Origin of the sequence: Telmatospirillum siberiense (assembly GCF_002845745.1) — a bacterium.
Taxonomy (GTDB): Bacteria; Pseudomonadota; Alphaproteobacteria; order Rhodospirillales; family Magnetospirillaceae; genus Telmatospirillum; species Telmatospirillum siberiense.
The window spans coordinates 92,089-116,299 of record NZ_PIUM01000002.1 but is presented as its reverse complement, the minus strand read 5'-3'; the positions used below and the strand labels follow the sequence as shown (position 1 = coordinate 116,299).

The 24,211-nt window shown below is 60.2% G+C and carries 27 protein-coding genes; 4 read left to right on the top strand and 23 right to left on the bottom strand.

All coding sequences use genetic code 11. The features are described 5' to 3' along the window. Positions 1–7: 7 nt before the first annotated feature. The 17 genes from flhB to CWS72_RS02390 form a co-directional block, all read right to left on the bottom strand. A complete protein-coding gene (gene flhB / locus CWS72_RS02470) occupies positions 8–1,078 on the bottom strand; it encodes a flagellar biosynthesis protein FlhB (RefSeq protein ID WP_101248988.1) in 1,071 nt (356 codons plus the stop codon). Between the two features lie 3 nt (positions 1,079–1,081). Continuing rightward, positions 1,082–1,846, bottom strand: a complete 765-nt coding sequence (locus tag CWS72_RS02465) for a flagellar biosynthetic protein FliR (RefSeq protein ID WP_101248987.1) — start codon at positions 1,844–1,846, stop codon at positions 1,082–1,084. 9 nt (positions 1,847–1,855) lie between these two features. After that, a complete protein-coding gene (fliQ, locus tag CWS72_RS02460; protein ID WP_101248986.1) occupies positions 1,856–2,122 on the bottom strand; it encodes a flagellar biosynthesis protein FliQ in 267 nt (88 codons plus the stop codon). A 10-nt stretch (positions 2,123–2,132) separates the two neighbouring features. Next, a complete protein-coding gene (gene fliE, locus CWS72_RS02455) occupies positions 2,133–2,456 on the bottom strand; it encodes a flagellar hook-basal body complex protein FliE (RefSeq protein ID WP_199175513.1) in 324 nt (107 codons plus the stop codon). 53 nt (positions 2,457–2,509) lie between these two features. Further along, on the bottom strand, positions 2,510–2,920 hold the full coding sequence (flgC, locus tag CWS72_RS02450) for a flagellar basal body rod protein FlgC (RefSeq protein ID WP_101248985.1): 411 nt from the start codon (positions 2,918–2,920) through the stop codon (positions 2,510–2,512). A 15-nt stretch (positions 2,921–2,935) separates the two neighbouring features. After that, complete coding sequence (gene flgB, locus CWS72_RS02445) at positions 2,936–3,337, bottom strand: flagellar basal body rod protein FlgB (RefSeq protein WP_101248984.1); 402 nt, start codon at positions 3,335–3,337, stop codon at positions 2,936–2,938. Positions 3,338–3,697: 360 nt separating this feature from the next. Beyond that, entirely contained in the window at positions 3,698–4,402 is a 705-nt protein-coding gene (gene fliP, locus CWS72_RS02440) for a flagellar type III secretion system pore protein FliP (protein ID WP_101249206.1), read from the bottom strand. A 41-nt stretch (positions 4,403–4,443) separates the two neighbouring features. Beyond that, a complete protein-coding gene (locus CWS72_RS02435; RefSeq protein ID WP_158240473.1) occupies positions 4,444–4,755 on the bottom strand; it encodes a FliO/MopB family protein in 312 nt (103 codons plus the stop codon). 25 nt (positions 4,756–4,780) lie between these two features. Continuing rightward, positions 4,781–5,092 (bottom strand): hypothetical protein, encoded by a 312-nt coding sequence (locus CWS72_RS02430; protein WP_101248982.1) that lies wholly within the window; start codon positions 5,090–5,092, stop codon positions 4,781–4,783. Further along, positions 5,089–5,412 carry an EscU/YscU/HrcU family type III secretion system export apparatus switch protein gene (locus CWS72_RS02425; protein ID WP_101248981.1) on the bottom strand — a complete coding sequence of 108 codons (324 nt, stop codon included), beginning with the start codon at positions 5,410–5,412 and terminating at the stop codon, positions 5,089–5,091. Before CWS72_RS02425 ends, CWS72_RS02430 begins: the two co-directional genes overlap by 4 nt. 102 nt (positions 5,413–5,514) lie before the next feature. Beyond that, a complete protein-coding gene (locus CWS72_RS02420; protein WP_101248980.1) occupies positions 5,515–9,048 on the bottom strand; it encodes a tetratricopeptide repeat protein in 3,534 nt (1,177 codons plus the stop codon). Between the two features lie 177 nt (positions 9,049–9,225). After that, on the bottom strand, positions 9,226–9,873 hold the full coding sequence (locus CWS72_RS02415; protein ID WP_101248979.1) for a protein phosphatase CheZ: 648 nt from the start codon (positions 9,871–9,873) through the stop codon (positions 9,226–9,228). Positions 9,874–9,884: 11 nt separating this feature from the next. Further along, complete coding sequence (locus tag CWS72_RS02410; RefSeq protein WP_101248978.1) at positions 9,885–10,271, bottom strand: response regulator; 387 nt, start codon at positions 10,269–10,271, stop codon at positions 9,885–9,887. Between the two features lie 113 nt (positions 10,272–10,384). After that, on the bottom strand, positions 10,385–11,224 hold the full coding sequence (locus tag CWS72_RS02405) for a MotE family protein (RefSeq protein ID WP_101248977.1): 840 nt from the start codon (positions 11,222–11,224) through the stop codon (positions 10,385–10,387). A 14-nt stretch (positions 11,225–11,238) separates the two neighbouring features. Further along, entirely contained in the window at positions 11,239–11,757 is a 519-nt protein-coding gene (locus CWS72_RS02400) for a DUF6468 domain-containing protein (protein ID WP_101248976.1), read from the bottom strand. Further along, on the bottom strand, positions 11,757–12,965 hold the full coding sequence (fliM, locus tag CWS72_RS02395) for a flagellar motor switch protein FliM (protein ID WP_101249205.1): 1,209 nt from the start codon (positions 12,963–12,965) through the stop codon (positions 11,757–11,759). The genes CWS72_RS02400 and fliM overlap by 1 nt, the downstream gene beginning before the upstream one ends. 15 nt (positions 12,966–12,980) lie before the next feature. Continuing rightward, positions 12,981–13,523: a flagellar basal body-associated FliL family protein gene (locus CWS72_RS02390; RefSeq protein WP_101248975.1), complete on the bottom strand. Its 543-nt coding sequence runs from the start codon at positions 13,521–13,523 to the stop codon at positions 12,981–12,983. 292 nt (positions 13,524–13,815) lie between these two features. Here CWS72_RS02390 and flgF point away from each other — a divergent pair, with 292 nt between their 5' ends. Genes flgF through flgH form a run of 4 tightly spaced genes read left to right on the top strand, consistent with a single transcriptional unit; the run spans position 13,816 to position 17,090 of the window. Beyond that, on the top strand, positions 13,816–14,559 hold the full coding sequence (gene flgF / locus CWS72_RS02385; RefSeq protein WP_101248974.1) for a flagellar basal-body rod protein FlgF: 744 nt from the start codon (positions 13,816–13,818) through the stop codon (positions 14,557–14,559). A 15-nt stretch (positions 14,560–14,574) separates the two neighbouring features. Then, positions 14,575–15,363 (top strand): flagellar basal-body rod protein FlgG, encoded by a 789-nt coding sequence (gene flgG / locus CWS72_RS02380; RefSeq protein ID WP_101248973.1) that lies wholly within the window; start codon positions 14,575–14,577, stop codon positions 15,361–15,363. 12 nt (positions 15,364–15,375) lie between these two features. Further along, positions 15,376–16,323: a flagellar basal body P-ring formation chaperone FlgA gene (gene flgA, locus CWS72_RS02375; RefSeq protein ID WP_101248972.1), complete on the top strand. Its 948-nt coding sequence runs from the start codon at positions 15,376–15,378 to the stop codon at positions 16,321–16,323. Positions 16,324–16,334: 11 nt separating this feature from the next. Continuing rightward, positions 16,335–17,090 (top strand): flagellar basal body L-ring protein FlgH, encoded by a 756-nt coding sequence (flgH, locus tag CWS72_RS02370; protein ID WP_101248971.1) that lies wholly within the window; start codon positions 16,335–16,337, stop codon positions 17,088–17,090. A gap of 371 nt (positions 17,091–17,461) precedes the next feature. On the opposite strand, the gene CWS72_RS02365 is transcribed toward flgH, so the two are convergent. The 6 genes from CWS72_RS02365 to CWS72_RS02340 are packed head-to-tail and all read right to left on the bottom strand — an operon-like array spanning position 17,462 to position 24,027. Further along, on the bottom strand, positions 17,462–18,658 hold the full coding sequence (locus CWS72_RS02365) for a flagellin (protein WP_101248970.1): 1,197 nt from the start codon (positions 18,656–18,658) through the stop codon (positions 17,462–17,464). Between the two features lie 30 nt (positions 18,659–18,688). Continuing rightward, positions 18,689–20,806, bottom strand: coding sequence for a flagellar hook-associated protein FlgK (gene flgK / locus CWS72_RS02360; RefSeq protein ID WP_101248969.1), 2,118 nt, complete (start codon positions 20,804–20,806; stop codon positions 18,689–18,691). 23 nt (positions 20,807–20,829) lie between these two features. Then, complete coding sequence (locus tag CWS72_RS02355) at positions 20,830–21,267, bottom strand: hypothetical protein (RefSeq protein ID WP_101248968.1); 438 nt, start codon at positions 21,265–21,267, stop codon at positions 20,830–20,832. An 11-nt stretch (positions 21,268–21,278) separates the two neighbouring features. Continuing rightward, positions 21,279–21,635 (bottom strand): hypothetical protein, encoded by a 357-nt coding sequence (locus tag CWS72_RS02350; RefSeq protein WP_101248967.1) that lies wholly within the window; start codon positions 21,633–21,635, stop codon positions 21,279–21,281. 17 nt (positions 21,636–21,652) lie between these two features. Beyond that, positions 21,653–23,326, bottom strand: coding sequence for a flagellar hook-basal body complex protein (locus CWS72_RS02345; protein WP_101248966.1), 1,674 nt, complete (start codon positions 23,324–23,326; stop codon positions 21,653–21,655). 41 nt (positions 23,327–23,367) lie between these two features. Continuing rightward, entirely contained in the window at positions 23,368–24,027 is a 660-nt protein-coding gene (locus CWS72_RS02340) for a flagellar hook assembly protein FlgD (RefSeq protein WP_101248965.1), read from the bottom strand. Positions 24,028–24,211: the final 184 nt, after the last annotated feature.

Here is a 24,211-nt window from a genome sequence, read left to right as displayed (position 1 = left end):
CAACGCCTCAGCGGCGGAGCTTGCCTTTGAGACGCATGACATAACTGATCACCTCGGCCACTGCCTTGTAATGATCGGGCGGGACTTCCCTGTCCAAATCCACTGTCGCATACAATGCCCGCGCCAGCGGGGGATTTTCGACGATCGGAACATTATTTTCCTTGGCGATCTCCCGGATGCGGAAAGCGACCAGATCCTGTCCCTTCGCCACGAGGGTCGGCGCATTCATGGTTTCGCTGTCATATTTCAAGGCGCAGGCGAAATGGGTCGGGTTGGTGACCACGACGTCGGCTTTCGGCACAGCGGCCATCATCCGCTGGCGGGCGCGAGCCATCCGCAATCCCCTCAAGCGGGATTTGATCAGCGGATCGCCTTCGCTCTGCTTGTTCTCCTCCTTCACCTCCTGCTTGGTCATCTTCAGCTTCTGCATGTAGGCGTGACGCTGATAAAACCAGTCGGATACGGCAATCACCACCATGACGGTGGCGACGACCATCATCAGCCGCACCAGGAGCTGATGCAGATAGGTGAGGATGGCGGCCATCTCCATGGACGGCAGCAAATCCAACTCGCTAACCCGGGGCCTGAGGACCAGGTAGCAAATGACCCCGACGACCACCAGTTTGGCGACGCTTTTCAACAATTCGACGAGCGAATGGACCGAAAAAAGCCGGCCGAATCCCGCCACCGGATTAAGCTTGGAGATGTCGGGCGTCAATTTTTCGGTCGACACCACCCATCCGGTCTGTCCGACCGACGCCGTCAGGCCGACGAGAAGAAGAAAGGCGAACGGCATAACCATGGCGAGGCCGATATTGGCGAGCAGATCGCTGGTCACGACGCTCAATTCCTCGCCCGTCGTCACGCGGATGGCGTGCGGCTCCCCAAGGAAACGCGCCAGATAATCGCGCAGCCGAACCATCGAAAGCGGCGCAATCAGCCAAACGAAAACGGCCATGGCCAGTAGCATGGCCGCCGTCTTCACCTCTTGGGATTGACTGATATCACCCTTGTCACGCGCCTCGGACAGGCGCTTGCCGGTTGGTTGTTCGGATTTGCCGTCGTCATCAGCGGCCATGGATCACCTCGGAACCATGTAGGCCAGGAGGCCGTCGGAGAAATTGCGAAGGAACCAGGTCATGATGGGGGACATGCAAAAACCCAGGATGCCCAGCCCCCCCAGAATCTGCATCGGCATACCGACGAAGAAGACCTGCATCTGCGGCACCAACCGGTTGAGCAACGCCAGCCCGGTATTGAAAGTCAGCGCGAAGACCAAACTTGGGGCCGCCAGCTTGAAGCTGACGAGCATTGCGTCGGAGGCGGTTCTCCATAAGGCCTGGGACAGGTCGTCGAACGGTATGGGCTGTCCCGGGACGAACAGGGAATAGCTGTCGACCACGGCCTGAAACATCAAATGGTGACTGTCCGTCAGGAAGATCACATTGACGGCGATCAGGTTGAGCATCCCCGTCAGCAACTGGTTCTGCTGAGCGGTGACCGGATCGGAGGTAAACATGTTCGTCAAGCCGACGGAATAGCCGATAAAACTGCCCGCCACATCGATCGGCATGATCAGGACCTGCATCACGATACCGAAAAACAGGCCGACCGTGATTTCTTCCGCGATCAGAAGCAACAGGGAGATGAAGTCCGGCGGCATGGGGGGCAGGCGCCCCGCGATGGAGGAAGACACAAGGAAGGCGGTCATCGCGGCCAGCAGCAGCCGGAACCGCACGGGAACCGTCGTACTGTTCAAACCGGGGAACAGCATCATGGCGGCGCCGAAACGTGCGAAAATCAGCAAGATCGCATAGACGTTGGAAGCCAGCATCTCGCGCAGCATCGAAGCGCCTCACCCGCCCGAGATCGCGCGGTCGAGGACCAGATGCATGAAATCCATCAACGTATGCAAAATGAACGGCAAAAAAATCAGCAAAGCGACGAAAACGGCCAAGACCTTCGGCACGAAGGTCAATGTCGCCTCTTGAATTTGCGTGAGGGCCTGAAACAGAGACACGGCGAGACCAATCACCAAGCCGGCGAACAAAGGCGGGGCCGCCACCTTCATCATCACCAGCATACTGGAATTGGCAATCTCGATAAGCTCTCCCTCGGTCACCTGCCGGGACCTAAATCGACATATGCAGAATTTCGTTATAGGCGGCGACCACCTTGTCGCGAACGGCGATGACCGTCTGCAACGTCACTTCGGCATTGTTGACCGCGGCAACCACATCGCGCACGTCGGCCTTCCCGGCCAAGCCCTGCTTCGACATTTCTTCGCTGTGCTTGCCGGCATCGATGGCCGCCTTGGCTCCGTCACGCAAAAGGCTGGCGAAATCCGTGCCGGGAGCCGTCGTCGTCTCATCGGAAGAAGAGCTTCCGCCGCCGGTGACGGCCTTCGCCGCATTGCTGTAGGCCGCGATGGCATCGGTAATCGAGGTTATGGCCATGATCTACCCAACAAGATTTGACGCGTCCATTCCGGACGGGCCGTTTGAACCAATTATTTCAGCATATCGACGGTTTTCGACAACATCGACTTCGAAACGCTCACGATATTGAGATTGGCCTCATAGGACCGCTGGGCCTCGCGCATATCCATCAACTCGATCAACGGATTGACGTTCGGCGCCAGAACATAGCCACTGCTATCGGCGGCAGGATGTTTCGGATCGTATTTCTTTTGGAATTCCGAACGATCGACATCGACCTTCTTGACCTTGACCACATCCGCGCCCGACGTCTTATCGAGGACGTTGCGGAAGCTGATGGTTTTACGGCGGTAGGGCGTCGCATCCGGAGAGGTCGGCAGAGAATCGGCGTTGGCCAGATTTTCCGAAACGACGCGCATGCGCTCGGCCTGGGCCTTCATGCCGGAAACGGCGATAAGCGATGACTTGTTCAGATCGTCCAAAGCTTACGGCTCCCTTTAGCTGCTACCCTTGCCGATGGCGGTCTTCAGCATCGTCAAATTCTTGGTGAAGAGATTGATGGCGAGTTCGTACTTGCCCTTGACGTCGCCGATCTTCTCCATCTGCTCTTCAAGCAGCACGGAATTACCATTCGGCTTCGATTCCTCGGGGCGCTTTTCCTTGACCGCATCGAACTTGGCGGGGATGACTTCCGGCGAGATATGCATCGGATTGGTCGTCGCCGCATGCACCGACTGGTCCTTGTCCAGCAAGCTCTTGAACGACAGAGGGGCGAGATCCTTGGCCTGATAGTTGGCCGTATTGGCATTGGCCACGTTCTCGGACAAAACCTCCTGGCGGCGTGACAGCCAATCCATGGATTTCTGCGCCATGGCGAACAGGGTAAGATCCTCTAACATTCCCTTGAGCCCTTTGACCTGCCTACCCAGCGTCTAGTATCGAGCATATCCGGGAGCGTTTAACAAACGGTGAATCCCGCCCATCCCAGGGACGAAAGCCCACCCTCAGGATGAGCCGACCATGGGACGCCGGTCAATGCTTCATCAAGGCAATCGGGTGAACCCGCTTGCCCCGTTTTAAATTCTTAGCCCCTCACGCGCCGGGCGGCGGACATCCGTCCGCCTGGGCTTCCTTCGCTAAAGCTTCGGGACGCTCATCGCGCCAACGCGACGAGAGTCTCTATCGGAAAAGCAGCTTTTGCGCGTTCGCCCGATTGCCTTGTGTCTTGTCGTTGGCCCTCACAACCGGGCGGGGCCCCGTCAGGTCGCGCCAAAACTCTGCACCAGGCTACCGGCGATCAGATACCATCCATCGACCAGAACGAAGAAGATCAATTTGAACGGCATGGCGAAGGTCGCCGGCGGCAGCATCATCATACCCATGCTCATCAGCACCGAGGCCACCAGCATGTCGATGATGAGGAACGGCAGATAAATGAGGAACCCCATTTCGAACGCGCGGCGAAGTTCGCTGATCATGAAAGCCGGAATCAGCACCTGCAGCGGCGTCTCCGCGCCCGTCACTTCGGGCGACGTATGAGACAGATCGATGAACAGGCGCAGATCCTGATCGCGAACCTGACGCATCATGAAGGCGTGCAACGGCTTGGCCGCCCGGTCGAAAGCCTCCATCTCATCGATCTTGTTGGCCAGCAGCGGCTGAATGCCCTGGGTATAGGACGCCTGAAGCGTCGGCATCATGATGAAGGCCGTCAGGAACAATGCCAGACTGGTCACCACCATGTTGGGCGGCGCGGTCTGAGTGCCCAAAGCCTGGCGCAGGAAGGAAAGCACGACGACGATACGGGTGAATGAGGTCACCATGACGAGGATGGCCGGCGCCAGGGAAAGCACCGTCATCAGGACGATCAACTGGACCAGCCGCCCCGTGGTGGAGGCCCCCTCTCCGAGATCGAGAGAAAGCTGCTGAGCGGCGGCGGGATGGGCCGCGCAAAGCCCCCCCATCACCAATGTGAAGGTCGCCAGTCCCCAATAAAGCCGCCGCCTCACTGATTCGTTTCCTTTTCCTCGACGCGCGCGAGATCGGCCGCGAAAGCCGTCCGGACGCCCCGATCCACCACAATATCCGATGTGCCCCCGACCAACAGCAGATGTTCGGAACCATCCCAACGAACCACCACCAGGCGCCGACGGTTATCGAGAGGCAAAATTTCCTCGATCGACAGCCGCCGCCGCCGGTTGCCACGGGGCACGAGGATTCCCATGCCCAACCGGCGGGCCAACCATGCCACGGCGGCGATGAGCCCCACCACCAAGGCCAGGACGGCCAAGCTCCGCAAGTAGATGTCCCAATTCATAGGTTCAAATCCCGCTTGCCGGCGATCATCCTCCGCTCGACGTCTTGCCGTCATCGGAGCCGCCGGCGTTTTCCGCCGCGTCGCCGCGACTAATCGTCAGCCGGAGTTCCAATTCTCCGCGCAACTGGTCGAGCTTATTGATCAACGAACGCATATCGTCCAGCAAACTCTGCCCCTCTTCGCGCGGCATCGCCTGAACGGTTCCGCATAAGATACGGACCCGTTCCTCCAATGCCGCCAGATCGACCAGTTTTCCGCCGGCCAACAAACGGCGCGCGGTCATCGCCAGCGACGATACCTTGGCGAGTTCTTCCCTTGTTTCCTCGGCACTGGTCATGATCCGCCACTCTGCGTAAATGAGGAGGCGGGGCCCGCCTGCTGATTGGCTTGGTACACATAGGCCAGGATTTCGGCCACAGCCATGAAGGCTTCCAGTGGAATGACGCTATCGACATCGACGGCGGCCAACAGTTCGACAAGATCCGCATCCTCCCGGACCTTGACCCCGTTGGCGAAGGCCCGGTCGAGAATTTCCCTGGCCACCGAACCCCGTCCGCTGGCGACGACCTTCGGTGCGCCGTCCCCCTGATCCGGTTTATAAGACAGGGCGACCGCGATCTCCTGCTTCGGCCCTTTCGTCGTCTGGGAATGGTCCACGGCCTGGGTCTCACGGAATGACGGAGGTTAACCATGCCCTGTTCGCCTTTAAGAAAGGCTTAAGCGGGCGGCGCAATCGGTATTGCCCCCGGCAACCTCCGGTCAATTGATTCCCGACAATCCACCCGCCCGCAGCCGCTTCTTGTAATTGCTCATGAAGGTCTGGAAGCCTTCGGCTTCCTTGATCTTCGCGGCGATCGCCGGCATATCGGGAAGATCCCGGTCAAGAGCGCTGGTCAACAATGTGAAGCCGTCGTCGTAAGCCGTGCCGGCGAACGACGGGCCGAAGGACCGCCGCAGCGCAGCCAATCCGCGTTCGTCATTGCCCAGGGCCAGGGCCGTCGCCCAATTGAGGACCAGTCGGGACGTCACGTCGTCGAGAGGCGCGCCACGGTCCGGACGGGGCACCATGGCTTCGAACGCCAGGGCGGCATTCGGCCAATCCTGCTTATGCCAATAGATTTCGGCTCTCAATTGAGCCGCCTCGCTGCTGGCATCGCCGACGAGCAGTTGGATGGCTTCCGGAACCCGATCAAGATCGGCCAAAGCGCGCGCTTTCAGGTGCTTGCGTTGACGCTGCAATTCCTGCGGCAAACCGTCGGCCTCGCTGTTCACGATGGCGTCCAGGGCCGGCTGCGGCTGGCGATTCAGCAGGTCCAGCAGAGCGAGCTGGGCTCCGACACGGGCCTTGTCGAGCCCCTGCAAGCGGTAAGTCACTTGATGCTTCAACAATTCGGCGGCACGATCGAGCAGATCGACCGAAGCTAGGCGGTCCGCCAATTTGCGGATCATTTCGTCACCCTTGGCTCCGGTGGGGGTCAGATCACGGAACTCGTCATAAAGTCCGATCGCCGACACCGGCGGCATCATGTCGGCCGCCCCTTCGAGGTAGAGCTTGGTAAAGGTGTCGGTCATCATCTTCGAGACCGAGGGAGTGTTCTTGTTGTCCGGATAATTGCTGACCACGGAGCGCAATGTGCGCAAGGCCTCGGGATAATCTCCCGCCCTGATCTGCAGCTCACCCAAACGCTTCAGCAGACCGAACTCGAAATCCTCCTCCCGCCAGCCGAACCTCAGCCGATCGAGCTTCTCGGCCGCATCCCGCGGCGTGATCCGCCCCAGCCTCAGCTGCAGCTCTATCGCCGCCAACGACGCCCGGGCCCGGTATTCGCGATTGTCCCCTTGCGCCGCGTGATCGTAATTATCGAGCGCCTGATCGAACTGCCCATTCATTTCGCTGTAGGCGCCATGCAGGAAATCCAGCAACACCGACTCGCGAGGAGACATGATCGAACGATCCAGAACATCGAGCGACTTCTGGGCGGCATCGTCATCCCCGGCAGCCAGCGCCGCCTTGGCGGAAATCACCGCCAGCGGCCAAGCCAAGGGCTTCGGATAATTTCCGAAGATCGGCAGCCCGGCGGCCAAGGGCTTTTCCCAACTGGCCGGAGCATCACCGGCAGCGGCGTGAGCAGCGGCCTGCCACACCCGGCTTTCCGGATCGTCCTTGACCAGGGGGTTGTCGAGATCGGCCACAGCCATCTCTTCGCGTCCCATCAACAATTGACAGGCGCCGCGCAAGGCCCGATAGGGTCCGGTGTCGGCCAGGGAGGGTTCCTCATCCGCCGCCAACCGGAGGAATCCCAATGCTTCGGCGGCAAAACCATTGGCAAAGAAGAATTGCGCCGCCTCCATATGGGCCCCACTCCGCCCGGCGGGAGGGATCATCGCCAAACCCGCCTCGAAGGTGCGCCGCTCGGCGGCAAAAGCTTCCGGACCACCGCGCTTCCAGGTCCCAACGTCGAAGAATCCTTCCCGGGAGGACCGTTTGACGGACGGAATCGCGCGATTGCCGTCCGTGGACAAGCGAAGCCCCGCCCCGGTCGGCATACCGATGGATACGCTGCCGCGTGTCGAACGGACGTCCAGCCCGTCGGCGTGGGGAAGCAAGGCGATTCCCTGCACGGTTGGCAGCAATTCAACGTCCGGCGTATCGCGTCCGGGGTAAACGCCTGAACCAAGAGTGATGACGGGAACCACCATCATGGTGTCGCCGACCTCGGGATCGGCAACGGAGATCACATTGCCGGCGTCCGCCACGGTGAGGACGATCCCGATGCCGTTGGTCAAGGCCGCCGGGGCCGTTATCCGGATCGGATCCTTGGGCTCCGCCGGCTGATGCATGAGATCGATGACCCATAGCAACCCCTCACGCCTCACGCTCGGCGCATAGTCGGGTTGAACCACCAGACGCAATATCGTCGCCTCGTGGTTGGGAATCTGCGTCACTTCGCTAACAGCCTCGCCTCCCAGACGGCGCATCAATTTCGTGTCGACCTCCTGCTTGCGGTCGAAAACCAGCCACAAATAACCCGCCCGGCGAAAGACGGCCGCAGCCACCGGTTTTTCCCAGGACACGCTGAGACTGAACACCTTGTCGTCGTCGGCGGGCAACGGATGCGCGGCCACCGCCGGCCGGGCGTCGGTGGCGGGCGGCGGCGGTTCGGTGGCGTTTGACTTCGCCGGCGGCTGGACCGGTTTCACCATGGGAGGCGGGGCCGATTGGGCCGCCGCCAGACTTTCGGAGGGCAGCGTCGGCTGATCCTCGGGAACCAGCGGCTTCAGAGACGGCAGCGTGACATCGTTGTTACCCGGAGGCGGGGATTGTTGCGCCGTAGCCGGGGGAGCCGGAGGCGGACTGTTGGAATCGCGGACGATATCCAAAACCACCTTGGGTCCAGAGGCAAAATGACGCAGCCGGGCATTTTCCGGAATCGAAAGCGCGACGGTCGCCGACTTCCCGCCCCCATCGGCGGAGAGAAGCCGGATATCCGAGGGCAAACTCGTCTGCAACCCCGCCAGATCGAAGCGAGCCGGCTTGGCGAACGTCACCGTGGCCCGCCCCCCCTGCTTCTCGACCTTATAGTCGACGGTCTGCGGCCAGGAGAAGACCACACGGTTGAAGCTGCCATGCTCCCCGGCGCGAACCTCGACGGCCGGAGCCTCACCTGCCGGCCGCTGCTTCGCCGCAACCGGAGGGGTGGCGGGTGCCGGCGGTGGTGCGGCGGCCGCTGACGGCGGCAATTGTGATGATGGTGGTGGTGCCGATGGCGGCAATAGCGACAGCGGCCCCTCGCCCTCCGTCGCGGATGACTGTGCTTGGCCGGAAGGTGCGTCGCCCGAAGAGGCCGAGGCCGGCGGCTTGGCTTCCGCCTGGTTCGAACGTGCGGAGGCGTCGGGCTTGTCCACCAAATCGACGATCACGCTGTTGCCGCTGCCCCCGAAAGCGCGCACCTGGATGGGATGGGTCAAGGGGAAGGTGGCCGTTTTGCCGTCGGAACTGACCGAAACCGTCTTCAAATATTGCGACAGCGGCCGCAGCAGACTATGAAAATCGCCCTTGACCGGCTGATCGAAGCGCAAGACCAACTCGCCATTGATCACGTCGGCGGAATAACTGGTCGGACCATCCCAATCGAAGACCATGCGGCCGAAGCCGTTGTATTGGGCTCCCCTTGGCGAGGCGCCGGTCTGTGAAGACGCCTGCCCCCACGCCGGAGCATTGGAAACGCCCCAGGCCAGCCCCCCCAGCAGCAGTATCCTCGGCAAGATCTGGAACAGACGCCGAAGTTCCATTACACGGCGCCTCCAGACCTCCGCAAGAGGCCGCCCCCCGATTGAGAAGAAACCGCCAATCCGGCCAGATTGAACCAAATCACCGTCCCCACAACGACAATGCCAACAGATAATCCAGCGGTGGATTTCACTTTGCGACCCGCTGGTGCATACGGCTTACGGCCGGAGATGCCATCCTCAAATGTTGTCGAAAAGGGCGTCGATGGAGGCCTGGTCGTGGGCCTGGTCTGGTAGCTGAGGACCATTCAGCAGATCCTGGTCGGTGAGAGGCGCCGTCTCGTCCGGTTTGGACGTCCCCGGTGCTGAAGTCGCAACCTCGGGACCGAAAGCGAGAACCAGTGCGTCAATGCGCTCTTCGATATGTTTGAGCGCCCTCACGACCTTGGTGATCCGCTGGCCGGTAATGTCTTGGAAATTGCAAGCCTCATAGATGAGGGTAATTTGCTCTGTCAGCTTCTGACCGACGTCCGGCGTCATGTCAGAGCTGAGAGAGTCCAGCTTTTCCGCGGCGTCGAGAATGGAATTGGTCGCATTTTCAGTGGCGCCGACGATGGCGTCCAACTCGTCCGTCGCCGAGGCGATATATTCGTGCTGAATGTCTTGTGGGCGAAGAGCCGCGATCTCGACTTTGGCGTTATGAATATAAGCCGCGAGCGCTTGAACCTCGCCATAAAGCTTGAGGTCGCCCGCCGAAACGTCGCCGGAAAGCGACGCCAGCAAAGAGCGGACCACATCGCCCACTTCCTCGACCTTGACCGTGTCCCCTTTTTGCTTGCGCAGCGCCTCAAGATGCAAGGCCAGATCACGGTCAATGGTCGACGACATGCAACGTCTCCTCAGAATTCGCCAAGGACGCTGACCATTTTGGCTTGCAAAGTTTCAGCGTTGAACGGCTTGACGATATAGTTGGAAACACCGGCTTCCTTGGCGGCAATGACGTTTTCCGACTTGGACTCGGCCGTCACCATGATGAAGGGGGTATTCTTCAGCTTGGCATCGCCACGAACTTCGCGCAAGAGCTGAAGACCGGTCATCGGTTCCATGTTCCAATCCGAGATCACCAGACCGTAATTACCGCCACGCATCATTTGCAACGCCATCGATCCGTCGGTCGCCTCGTCGATATTGACGAAACCCAACTGCCGGAGGAGGTTGCGGATGATACGCAACATGGTCTTGTAATCGTCCACAATCAAAACATGCATGTTCTTGTCGACTGCCATCCGTCACTCCTTTTACGCCACTGAGCAAATTGCCAATCGGCTAAAACAGTGGTTTTGATGTCTAGTTAAAATACAGAACTCCACTCGGATCAAGTGTTTTTCCAATTATTCGGCTAACTGCCGTTGCGACCTTCCGCTTTTGTAGCACGCCGCATCGCAATGGCGTCGGTCAATGTTTTAGCTTTCATCGGATCCATGGCTTCCATGACCGGAGCGACTTTTTGCTCTTTCATATGAGTGATCACGCCCAGCAGGATCGGCATGTCGAGTTGTTCGAAAATACGTGCCGCGTCTTTCGGTTTCATGTTCTCATAAATCTTGACCAGGCTTTTCATCTTTCCGTCGTCCTGGTCATCAACCTGCTTCAACATCGCTTCGACATTGGATTGCAGGCTTTTCATTTCCGAGATCTTTTTGTCGATTCGGCCTTCGGCCGCCTTGATCATATTCTCGCGCAGATCAAGATCGCGCTGCCTGGCGTCCAACGACTCGCGACGTTCCGACAACTTCTGCAGGACGTCGACTTCGTTCTGCGTGAAGGTCGGCGGCTCGCCTTCCGAGGCTCCGGCGGACGACGACGCGGCCACGGCGGGGGCCGCCGCCGGGGACGATGCGGCCTGCGAGGACGCGGAGGTGGAGGAGGATGCCGCCGAGGACGCAGTCGCGGCGGCACCGCTATCCGCGGTGGTGCTCGGCGAAGGTTGTCCGCGTTTGCGGCCGCCGGGCGGGGGTGGTTGCTGCGCCTGCGTCTCGTTCAACAAGACGGGAGAGACATCGATGGACGTCACCCCCCTCCAAATGTCGTTGACCCGAACCGACAGCATGAGAACCGCGACGAAAATCGTCACCGGCAGCAGGCGGATACCGGGCGCCGTCCGTCCCCTGTCAATCCCCTGCTGACGCGAGAACGGGGAGCTCGGAGCGGCAGGAATGGGCTTGGCTTTCTTGGCCATTGTCTTCCTTCCTGTCACCGAACGGCCTGCAGGGCGCGGAGAAGTTCGCGCTCCGCTTCCGAACGGTCATCATCCAAAGTATCGTCCCGGCTTGCCGTCAAAGGCGGCACGGAAACTTTCGGGACGGGCTGAGATGCCGGCGCGGGCCGTATGGAGGGACCACGAAGAGGCGCCGTACTGGAGGCCGGCGCCGGAACGGGCTTGGCCTCGCCACGGGCCGTGCGCACCGATCCTTCCAGCCGATTGGCCATGGCATCGGCCCGCTCGATCATGAACGCCAGATCGTCGCGCAGGGATTGAGCTTTCTCCACCCGGTCGATCAGGGTCGAGCTGGCCTCTTCGGAAGCCCGCTTCAATTTCGGGATACCCGCCTCGGCGCGAACCGTCGCATCATTGAAGGCGGCGACGAGCTTGGCCAAGTCGTCGCGGTTCTTCCGCAACTGATTGAGCTTGTTGTTGAGGACGGCCGCAGAGGCGATGGTCGCCGCCAACAGAATCGCAATGATGAGATCAAGAACGAGCTTATAGTCCATCAGACTTTCTCCTTCTTGATCTTCTCGTCGATGCGAATGGCGATGTGAGTGCCCTTGCGCCCCATCTTCCCTCCAAACATGGGCACGTCGCCGCATCTGAGCTCGACCTTCGAATCGGGCATGGCGTTCAGCATGATCTTCGAACCGATCCGCAGTCCGAGGATGTCGCGCAACGGCATCACCTGTTCGTCGAGCACCGCCTCCATTTCCACGTCGGTCAGCCACAGCTCTTCGGCCAAATGGGTTTCCCAAATCGAATCGCGGCCGAACTTCTCGCCCATGAACATCTGCAGCAAGAGCTCGCGAACGGGCTCCAGGGTGGCATAGGGCAACATCAGTTCCAGCCGGCCGCCGCGGTCTTCCATGTCGATGCGCAGCTTGGCGACGATGGCGGCATTGCTGGGTCGGGAAATGGTCGCGAAACGAGGATTGGTTTCCAGACGGTCGAAACGGAACGTCACCGGAGACAAGGGGTCGAACGCGGCCGACAGGTCCGCCAGGACCACATGGACCATCCGCTCCACCAGATTGCGTTCGATGGTGGTGTATGGCCGCCCCTCGATCCGCATCGCGGCTGTTCCCCGGCGCCCGCCGAGCAGCACGTCGACGATCGAATAGATGAGGGACGAATCGACGGTCAGCAGCCCGTAATTATCCCATTCCTCGGCCTTGAACACCGCCAGCATGGCCGGCAGCGGAATGGAGTTGAGATAATCGCCGAAACGCAGGGACAGGATGTTATCGAGCGAAACCTCGACATTGTCGGAGGTGAAATTACGCATGCTGGTCGACATCATGCGGACCAGGCGATCGAACACCACTTCCAGCATGGGAAGGCGTTCGTAGGAGACCAGGGCCGAATTGAGGATGGCCTGGATTCCCGAGCGATCGCCGCTTCCGCCAGCCGAATCGTCGAAGCCCAGAAGCGAATCGATTTCGTCCTGATTGAGAACGCGGGTGGTCGTGCCGCCACCCATGGCGCCGTCTTCGCCGCCGTCGGCATCGGCATCGTCGCCGGCCCCCAGCATGGCTTCCCATTCGGCGGCCATATCGCCGCCTTCGTCACCACCCTCGGCCGCCCCGGCACCGGCCCCACCGCCGGCCGCGTCGTCCTCATCGCCGCCAGCCATGGCGGCCCATTCCTTCATGAGGGCTTCTTCGTCCTCGTTCGAACGACTTTCCCCACCATCTTCGACGTTCTCAGCCATGCGGGCATCCATCCGTCACTGAACTAGCATTTCCTTGAACAGCACGTCGTTGACTTTGGCCGGCTTGACCGCGTTGTTGACACGGGTCAGCAGTTCCTCGCGCAAACGCAACATGCCGGCGGATCCCTGCAGATCTTCGATGCGCAACTCGCGCAGGTAGACCTGGAAGTTGTCGATGATCCGCGGCATCACGCCCTCGATCTTCGAAACGTCGAGCGGACTTTCCAATTCCAGACTAATCCGGATCTTCAAGAAATTCTGCTTGCGTCCCGACGTGTTCAGATTAACCAGGATCTCCGGCAAATCATAGAAAACCGCCGCGTGAACTTCCTTAGGTTTTTCTTCTTCGACCTTCTTCTCGCTCTTCGTCGAGTGGAAAAGAGAATCGAACACGCCCGTGAAATAAAGGGCTCCCGCCGCGCCGACCACGACAAGGATCAACACGACAACTAAAATCAGCTTTTTCCGGTTGGGTCCGCCACCGCGTCGTTCCGGCACGGACTCCAGTTCGTCGGAAGCTTCACCTTCTTCGAAATCGTCTTCAAGATCTTCGGCCATGGTGCTCCGTCCCCATTGGGCCCCTGGCCGGCGCCCGGAGTAACTCACCCCACACTCTAGCCACCGGCGGTTAACAAGAGATTGATAGGCCGACGAAATGTCGGCCGGCGGCGCACCATAACAAGTGGGCCGGTACCGGGCAATAACTACCCGGCACGGCTTACCCCGGCGGGACCCCGCCCCATGAAAACCCGGGTCGAAACATCAAGGAAACGAGACTTCCCGCCATTTTCCATATTCTGGCACGGCAACTGCATATCGGTTGGCGACTGTCATTTGCAGGACCAGTGTGATGGAAAACACATCTTACGTCGCCCTCTCTCGCCAAGCCGCCTTGTGGCGGCAGATGGAGGTTGTGGCGAATAATTTGGCGAACGCCAATACGCCGTCCTACAAAACCCAGCAGGTGATGTTCAGCGACTACGTCGTGAAGTCGAAGACCGACACCACACCGTTCGGCCAGAAGGTTTCCTTCGTCCGGGACCAGGGCATGCTGCGCGATACCCGCGAGGGTCCGGTCACCCAGACCGGGGCGCCGCTCGATGTGTCCATCCACGGCGACGGCTATTTTACCATCGATACCCCGGCCGGCCAGCGCTACACCCGCGAGGGCCATTTCCGCCTGGACGAAAACGGCATGGTGGTCACGGCCTCCGGTTATCCGGTGCTCCAGCAGAGCGACACACCGATCGTGCTCGCCCCCAACGAGGCGGAGATCTCGATCGCCGGCGACGGAACGCTGTCCAGCGAAAACGGCGTCATCGGCAAGATGAAGGTGGTGACGTTCGACAACGACCAGCAGCTCCGCGCCGCCGGCGACGGCACCTATCAGACCACGCAGACGCCGAACTTGGCCGACAGCCCCAATGTTTCGCAGGGAATGCTGGAGGAATCCAACGTTCAGCCGGTGGCCGAAATGACCAACATGATGACCATCATGCGGAACTACGAAAGCATCCAAAATCTCATCGACAATGAGAACAGCCGGCAATTGAAAGCCATGTCGGTGCTGTCTCAGTCCCAGCAGAACGCGTAAGAAGGAATAGAGACCATGCGGGCCATGAACATTGCCGCCACCGGTATGCAGGCACAGCAGACCAACGTGGAAGTGATCTCGAACAACATCGCCAACATGAACACCACCGCCTACAATCGGCGGCTTCCGGAGTTCACCGACCTTCTTTATCAAAATCTTCAGCGTGTCGGCACTTTCTCGTCGGACAACAACACCATCGTGCCGTCGGGCATCCAGCTCGGCCTCGGCGTGAAGACCGCTTCGGTCTACCGCGCCACCGAACAAGGCAGCCTGAGCAACACCAACAACACCCTCGACCTTGCGGTCCAGGGCAAAGGTTATTTCCAGATCCAGCTGCCGAACGGATCCACGGCTTATACCCGCGACGGCACCCTGGCGCTCAGCGCGGCGGGGCAGATCGTCACCGCCGAGGGCTACACCGTCCTGCCGGGCATCAACATTCCCAGCAACGCGTTGAGCACGACCATCAATAGCTCCGGACAGGTCTCCGTGACGCTGGACGGTCAGACCACGGCGACCGTCGTCGGCCAGCTTAATTTGGCCAACTTCCCCAACGAGGCCGGCCTCGAGGCGGAAGGCAACAACCTGTTCCTGCAGACCGCATCTTCGGGAGCGCCGATCACCGGAAGCCCCGGAAGCACCGGTTTCGGTACGATCCTGCAAGGCTATCTCGAGCAATCGAACGTCAATGTGGTCTCGGAAGTCACCAACATGATCAGCGCCCAGCGCGCCTATGAAATGAATTCCAAGGTGATTCAGACCACCGACAGCATGATGCAGACGACTTCTCAGCTCAAATCGTAAGGGGCAATCGTCATGAACCGCGCGCTTCTTCCCCTCGCATTCGCCTTCAGCCTCGTCGCCTCTTCGGCGTACGCCGGAGCGTTGCTGCGACCCAATGTCGTGGTCGACGGCGAGGTGCTGAAGCTGGGCGATCTGTTCGACAACGTGGGCGCCAAGGCCGAAGTCGCCATTGCCCGCTCGCCGGCTCCCGGCCGTCGGGCGACGCTCGACGCGGACTGGCTCCAGCGCGTGGCGATGATGAACGGCCTCGATTGGCGTCCGCAGAACGCCTTCGAACAAGCGGTGGTCGAGCGGGCCGGCGTGACCCTGACCCACGACCAGATTGAAGCGGAACTGTTGTCGGCCCTGGCCGGACAAGGTGTCGCCGGAGATTGCCAGATCGAACTGGCCAACCGGGCGGCGCAGATCGTCGTGCCGGTCGGCGTCGATCTGCGCATCGGCGTGCGCGATCTGTTCTACGACAGCCGCTACAAGCGGTTCACCGCGACCGTCGAAGTGCCGGCCAACTCACCCAGCGCCACACGCCTGCGCGTGACCGGCCGCGTCTTCCAGACCATCGATATTCCCGTATTGAACCGCCAGGCCACCCGTGGCGACGTGATTACCCAGCGCGACCTCACCTGGATGAAGATGCGCGAGGACGTGGTTCGCAGGGACGTCGCCATCGATCCCACCCAGATCGTCGGCATGACGCCGCGCCAGACGATTCGCAGCGGACAGATGGTCTCGACCGCCGATCTGCAAAAACCGGTGGCGGTGGCGCGCGGCGCCCTGGTCACCATGGTCTTGAAATATGGCTCGATGTCGCTATCGACCCAGGGGCATGCCGTCGAGCAAGGCAGCGTGGGAGACCTCATCCGGGTCACCAACAGCCATAGCAACCTGACCGTCGAAGGCCGGATCGAAGGGCCGAATGTGGTGAGCGTGTCGCTGAACGGCGCCACCGCCCTGGCCAATTGAGGAGTTAGACCATGTCGCGCAAGTCGTCGTTCTCATTCAAAGCCGCCCTGCTGCTTTCGGCGACGGCCTCGATCAGCGGCTGCAATTTCTTCGAACGCATGTCCGAAGTGGGCGAGCAGCCCAAGATTTCGCGGATCCAAGATCCGACTCAAGCCCCCAACTATCATCCCGTCAGCATGCCGATGCCGGCCCCGACATCGCCGCCGAACGGCACCAATTCGCTTTGGCGGTCGGGGTCGCGCGCCTTCTTCAAGGATCAGCGGGCCACGGAAATCGGCGATATCCTGACCGTCGCGATCAGCATCAACGAGAGCGGCTCTCTCAGCAACAAGACCTCGACGGGCACCACCGGCTCGGAAGCCATGGGCGTTCCGAATTTTTTCGGCCTGGAAAGCAGCATCGGCAAGGTCTTCGCCGGATCGACGGCCAGCAGCCTGGTCAGCGTGAACAGCTCGAGCGGCATGTCGGGGACCGGCACTTCGGCCCGGTCGGAACAGGTGACGATCAATCTGGCCGCCACCGTCACCCAGAAACTGCCCAACGGCAATCTGGTCATCGCCGGAAAGCAGGAACTGCGGGTCAATGGCGATCTGCGCGAGCTTTCGGTCCAGGGTATCATCCGGATCGAAGACATATCCTCGCTCAATACCATCACCTCGGACAAAATTGCCGAGGCGCGCATCGTCTACGGCGGACGAGGTACGCTGGCCGATGTCCAGCAACCGCGCTACGGCCAGCAGATCTTCGATACCATCGCGCCGTTCTAGACGGCGTCGACGCTCAAGGATCGCTTCACGTCAAAGAGCTTCAGGTCCAAAAACCTGAAGCTCTTTCCATTTCGGCCCGCCCGGGTTCGTCATCGGACAGGGCCGGACGGACATGAACAAAGAGCGCAGGCAAAATTTGCCTGCCCTTAGGGCCTATCGTCAGTTACCGGGATATCGTGCTGATTGCCTCAGAAACAGTCATGGCCGTGCTCGACACGGCCATCCACGTGGTGGGAGCGAACGACAGAGACTTGTTCGGGGCGTGGAGCCCGGCTCAAGGCCGGGCATAACGGCTTTTGATTTAATCGCGAAACCCAAGCGGCAACTGACGATACGCCTTTAGAACGCGATGACTTTACTGAATCCGGTCCTTAGAGATACTGCGCCAAGTTGACCTTGCTGATCTGGGCCACCGCCATATAAGACGCCTGCAACTGTGTCTGATACTGGGACACTTTTGCCGCCGCCTGCGCGGTATCGACGTCCTTGACGCCGCTCAACGAACTTTGCAGATAGGTCACATAGGTCGTGAGCTGGGTCTTGGCGGAACTCAACTCGCTGGATTTCACAGCGACCGCTTCCTGCTGGTTGGACAGATCGGTCACCGCGCTGTTGGCGGTGGCGAGCGCCGATTTCATCGTAGCCTGAAAAGACGTCGTATAGGTGGTGCTGGCCAGGCCGAGACCGGTTGGATCGCTAATGGTCAGATCCGTCGAACTGCTGCCGCTGGAAACCTGAAGCGCATAGGAGCTGCCGTTGTAGACGATCTTCGCCGAAATGGGATTCGTGGCGGAGGAGGCGGCATTGATGTTGCTGGCGATGGTATCGAGGGAATCGCCCGCATTGACCGTAATCGACGCGCCATTGATGTCGATGGTACCCGCGGTCACGGAACTGGAGGCCGACGGGTCGGTGGCCGTCAGCGTACTGGAATCCAACGCGCCGCCGGCGGCATCGCTCACCGCCTGCGTCGCCCGCAGGGCTTCTTCGAACCCGGCACTGTTCGCCGTCACGCCGTAGGAAACCGTCTGCTGGTCCGAGATGCGAACCGAGAGCACGTTGCTGTCGCCGTTATAATAGCTATAACGGCTATTCGTCCCCGCGCCGCTATAGCTTGACGACTGATAGTTGGTCAAGTCGACGGGAGCCGTGCTGGTGCTGCTGCCGGAGAACAGATAGTTCCCTCCAACCTGCGAATTCATCTGGGCAACCAGGGTCTTCTGCAGTTCCTGAACAGCCGCCTGCAAGGACGAATTATCGGCGGACGACGAGGCCGCGCTGATCTTGCTCTCCAGGGTGGTAACGGTCGACACCATATTGCCGAGAGACGAATACATGGCCTGCGTGCGAGTGCCGACGGATGTCGCGTTGGATGCCCAGGTTTGCGCCTGCCCGATGTCGTTTTCGAGATTGAGCATCTCGTTGCTGCTGGTTCCGCCAAGGCCGGCGAAATCCGAAGCAATCAATCCGGACGACTCTTGGATCTCGGCCTGGGAGTATTGGGATTGCACCCCCAATGCCGAACCAACGGTCACCGCATTCATTTGGAGTGTGGAAACTCTGGTCATCGGACTTTACTCCATCCCATCCTGCCGGCGTTAACCATTGACGGCCTGCAGAAGGGCATTGAACATCGTTTGAACCGTGCTCACCACTTTCGCCGACGAGGCGTAAGCATTCTGCAGCTCGGTCAGTTTGGCCATTTCCTCATCGGTATTCACACCGGATTGAGCGCTGAGATTGTTCGTCATCGTCGACAATGTCGTCTGTGAAGAGGTGGCCGCCGTCGATGCGTTGCTCGCTCGCGCGGCAACATCGGAAATGATCGAAGCGGCGTAACCCGAAAAGGTCGAGGACGTCGTTCCCAGATAGCCCGAGGGCGAGCTGGACAAACCAAGGCTGGAAATGACGTTGCCGCTGATGTTGCCGAAGGTCAGGGTCGACCCACCGGTGGTAATCTGTAACTGGTAATTTCCGTTGCCGACGACCGACGCGGTGACACCGGTGGCTCCGGCCGACGTTGCCGCCGTATTGATCGCCTCGGCGATATCCGACAGGGTCATCGTCGAGGTCACCGTCACACCGACCCGGCTGGTGCCGCCATCGATCGAAAAACTGCCGGATAATCCAAGGGGCGTCGTCGTGCTGGATTCGGCGGTGGTGCCTACCGCCGTATTGGCGGTGAAATTGTTGGAAGCCAGCAATGCGTTCTCAAGCGAGGTGGCGATCGAACCGTCACTGGCGCCGATTCCCGAATAGGGATAGGTCGTGCTCCCGGTATTTAAGGTCGCGGAGGGGAACAAGTCGGCATTCTTCAGCAACGACGAGTTGACCGAGATGCTCGTGGCGGACGAGCCCCCCGTAATCACATCGTTCAGATGGAAAAAGCTGCCGAAATTCGTCGAGGTTCCCGTCGTGGTGGTGCCATCCGTCAACGTGCTGACCGACGCCAGACTTCCGCTGACCGTGCTGACGGCGATTCCCTGCCCGGATGTCGTCGAGGACAGGACCAGTTGCCCCGATCCGTTCAAACTGGCGACCGGCGGCGTGGGCGATCCGAAGGCCGTGTTGATATCGCTGACGATATCGGCCACCGTGGCGGCGCCGCTCAGATCGACGTCCTGGAAGTTTTGCACCTGTCCCGACGAATCGACCATCGCCACCCGAACCGTCAAATTCGACGATGGGGCAACCTTATCGGTGGAAGCGAAGCTGGTACCCGTGGCGCTGGTCAGCGTCGAGGGGGCCGGATTGGCAGTCCCCTGGCTGGTGATGGAGTTCAAGGTGGAACTCAAACTTTGCGACAGCGTATCCAAGGCGTTCTGCGCATTCGGCAGCTCGGTATCGCGCTGCTGGATCAAACCCGCCAATTTGCCGGAGCTGATCTCGCTGGTGATGTCGGTGCCGCCCACCATGATCCCGTTGATGCCGCCGGAGGCATAGGTCGTATTGGCCGAGACCGGGACCGAGGTATGGGACAGCTTGCTGACGGAGCCCCCAGTGATCAATTGTTGCCCCGACGTGGTGAACACTTCCATCCCGCCGTCGCTTTTGACGTAATAGTTCACGTCCAGATCCGAGCTCAAGCTCTTCAACGCATTCATGCGCAAATCGCTGAGTGCCGCCGTCGACTGCCCTTGATTCTCGGCGCTGATGATCTGGTTGTTGAGACCGTTGATCGTGTCCAGTTGCGTATTCGCGTCGTCGACCGTCTGGCTGATCTGACTGTCGGCGCTCGTGCGCAGTTGCTGAATTTTCGAGGAAACAGACCGCAGATTGGACGTCAGGTTGTCCAGATCCTGCACCACGTTGGTGAGCTGCGCGGTATTGGAGGGCGTCGTCGACAGAGTGGACAGGGCCGTTTCCAGCGTGCCGAGCTGCGAAGAAATGTCGTTCCCGCCCGTTTCGTTGGAGGTGACCTGCCCCAACGCGTTCTGCAGATCCTGGTACAAAGAACTGTACGCGCTCGCCTGAGACGATTCGGTATTGGCCGACAACACCGAATTCTGCAGGAACTTGTCGACGTCGCTGACGGTCCCCAGATCGGTCACGCCGGTCCCGACGCCGCCCGTGACGGACGAGGCGACCTGAACCGACTCCTTCGAATAACCGGTGGTATTGGCGTTGGAGATGTTGTTCGAAGTGACGCTCATCTGCTTTTCGAGCAGAAGAAGCGAACTCACCGCGGTGGAAAGTGCAACGTTGAGACCGGCCATGGGCGTTACTCCGTCACGGCGACCTAGCCCCGCCGCGGCGAGGGCTGGTCATCGGAATTCCGGGTGTCGTCTTCTTCACAGGTGCGGATCGCATCCATCACCTTGTCGACGCGTCGACGGGTCGCGGCCAAGGCATTGCTCAGCAATTGACGGTTCTCTTCGGTCATCGCCACCAGTTCGGCCGAAGCCTCCAAAAGCTTTTCGCGCAAGGCGCCGTCGCTCAGGATCTGCCCCCCGGAGCGATCGACCAGGTCGTTGCCCAGAACTCCGTATTTCTGTGAAAGCTGTTCCTTTTCACCGATGGTCTCCAGCACCGACGCGGGCAGCCCCTGGCTCAGCAGATCGTTTTCCTCGGCGAGGATGGACTTCAACTCGTCCATCACGTCGACGAATTCACTGACCGCCGCGTTCCCGGGGGCGGCCGGATCAACCTGCGCAGGTATTTTGCGAGGGGCGTCCATTTTATCTCTCCTCACATATAGGCCGGACGATGCCGGCCCGCCCGCGCAACGGTTTTGCCATAGGCGCCGACCGCTTGGCCCTGCCGGTTGACCTTGCGCAATTCTTCGCCGATATCGACAAGCTGCTGCGACATTTCACTCATCAGACGCTCGAGATGGCTCATGGCGACGATCGCCTTCGCCTTCAATTTCTCGCGCTCGACCGGAGACAGTTCGGCCATCCGAAGCTGCGCCGCATGCTGCAGTTCTTCCAGACCGGCGGGCGCCGCGAGACCGGGAGCCATGAGCTGATGGATCTCGGCCAATTTGCGCGCCGCCTTCTTCTGCAGCAGATTAAGAGATTCGCGGCCTTCGCTATCATATCGCATGGCTCACCTCCACGACGTCAGGCTATGGCCTGCATCAGCGACGTAAACATCTGCTTATCGGTGCTGATAACCTGCGATGCGGCCGAATATGCCTGTTGCGTAGTGATCATGTTGGCGAACTCGGTCGTGGTGTTGACCGTCGAGGATTCGAGTGCCCCCCCTTCGATCGTCCCCGAGGCTCCTTCTCCGGCCGTATTGAAGACGGCACCTCCCGACGAAAGCGATTCGGAGTAGACGCCGTCCGACATGGCCGTGAGGCCGTTCTCGTTGGCGAAGGTCACCACGGGAATTTTGTAAATCGTCACGGAATTGCCGTTGGTGTAGGAGGCGACGACGTCGCCCGCGCTGCTCACCGCGACGCTGGAGAGGGTTCCCTCCCGCACGCCATCCTGCGAATAGCTGTTCACCGTGATGGAAACCGCTGTCGACGAAGACGAGGAATATTGCGACAAACCGTCCGACTTGCCGGAGGACCCGATGAACATCGAAACAGCCGATGTCCCGGTGGTCGGAGCGGCGCCATCGGTCCAAATCGCCGAAATTTCCGGCCCGCCCGTGGACGAAATGGGCGCCGACCCGGCCGTGCCCCCCGCGTTGGTTTCCCCCGTCCCCAGCGACGTGATGCCGGAATAGGTTCCGTCGGAATTGAAGCTGACCTCGTAGCTGTAGGAGCTCACCGACGAACCGTTGGAATCGACCAATGTCCCATCGCTCGCGGACTTGACCGTCATGAGCCACTTATTGTCGCCTGCCGCCGTATAGGTCACGGAGACGGCGTGGGAAACGCCCAGAGAATCGTAGATGGTCATCGATTTTGTCTGGCTGAAACCGGTCCCGACGGCGGTCGCGAAACTCGACCAACTGGTATAGTTGGTCGACAAGGATATGGTCGACGCGTCGCTCGGCGTGATATCGGGCAGCGTGGTGGTCGTCGTGTTCGTCGCCATATCGACCACGGCGGTGATCGCTCCGGCGGAGTCGACTGTCACGGAATAGAGGAGCTGACTTCCAGAAGTCCCCGTGCCATCGGTGATGGTGGTTCCGTTCGCCGCGTCGATCGCCACCTCATAGGTGGTGGTTCCGGCCGCGCTATCGGATCCGGTCTGCACATAGACGGCGGACAAGTGCTCGGTCGTGGACGGGGTCGAGGTCGTCGTATAGCTGATCGTTCCCAGATCGTTTTGCGCGGCGGCGGGAAAATTGGCCGACAGGGAATAGGTGGAGGTAGCCACCGGCGGGTCGATCTCCCGGCTTTCGATATTCACCACCGACAGCGACGAGGAGGCCGTTCCGCTGTTGACCGAGTAGCCTTCCAGATAATAGTTGGTGCCCGACAGATAGAGATTGCCGGTCGAGTCGGTGTCGAAGGCGCCGTTCCGCGTATAATAGGTCTGCCCGGCGGTCAGGCTCGTGGTGACCGCAAAGAGGCCGGCACCGCTGATCGCCATATCCGTCGTGACGCTCGTCGATGTGATCGTACCCTGGGCCAGCACATTCTGTCGCGCCGAGGCCGACACGCCACCCGACGTGTAGGTCGAACTGTTGGTCAACTCCGTGAGCAGGCTGGTGAAGGTCGTCGATACCGACTTGTAGCCCGTCGTCTGGGAATTTGACAAATTGTTCGAAATATTGGACAGCGCGGTGCTTTCAGCCAGGAGGCCCGAAACCGCCGAAGACATTGCTGCGTCCATGGTCCTAACTCCTTAAGATCACTACTCGGCCTGCGTCTGGCTTAACTAGAAATGGAATCCACATTGGAAATGGAAACGTCGACGTCACCGACCTTCAAAACGGTGGAGCCGCTTGAGCTGTCGATGCCGGTCACCGTTCCCACCAGATCGGTGGAGGTGGTGACCGTCGTGCCGTTGGCTGTTTTGGCCGCCACCGACAGGGTGTAGTCGCCACTGGTTTCCGTTGCCCCGTCGGTGGTCGTGCCGTCCCAGGTGAAGGAATGGGTTCCGGACGTGGTATCCCCCGTCGTGGAATAAACGGTAGTGCCGTCCTTATCCTTCACCGTCAGGGTGACGGTGGAAGCCGCCGAGTCGAGGGTGTAGGTCCATTTGGCCGACCCGCTCTGCATGGGGGCCGTACTGCCGCTCGCCGTCACCGTCTTGCCGATATAGCCGAGGCCGTTCGATGCGGTCATCGTGTTGAGGTTGGTGGAGATCGTCTCCAACTGCCCTTCGATGGCCAATTCCTGCTCGACACCCGACAATTGGATCATCTCGCTGGTGAAGGTGTCGGTATTGGTCGGATTCAGCGGATCCTGGTTCTGCAACTGGGTGGTCAGCAGTGTCAAAAAGGTGTTGTAAGACGCGCTGGCCGACGACGCGGCGGTCGCTGTCGACGTGGACGTAGACGTGGTGGACGTCGTTGATGTGACCGATGTCATCTTACCTGACTCCCAATTCCGATCGGTGCCGGGGCCACCCTTACCGCCCGCTCGCACCAGAACCGCTCAAATGTCTTCCCGTGGCCACTGCGCAAAAGATACCTAGCTGACACTAGGAAGATTTTTCCCCGTACTGCAGTTTTGACCCATCACGGGCCCACCAAAAACCGAGAAAACACTTGGC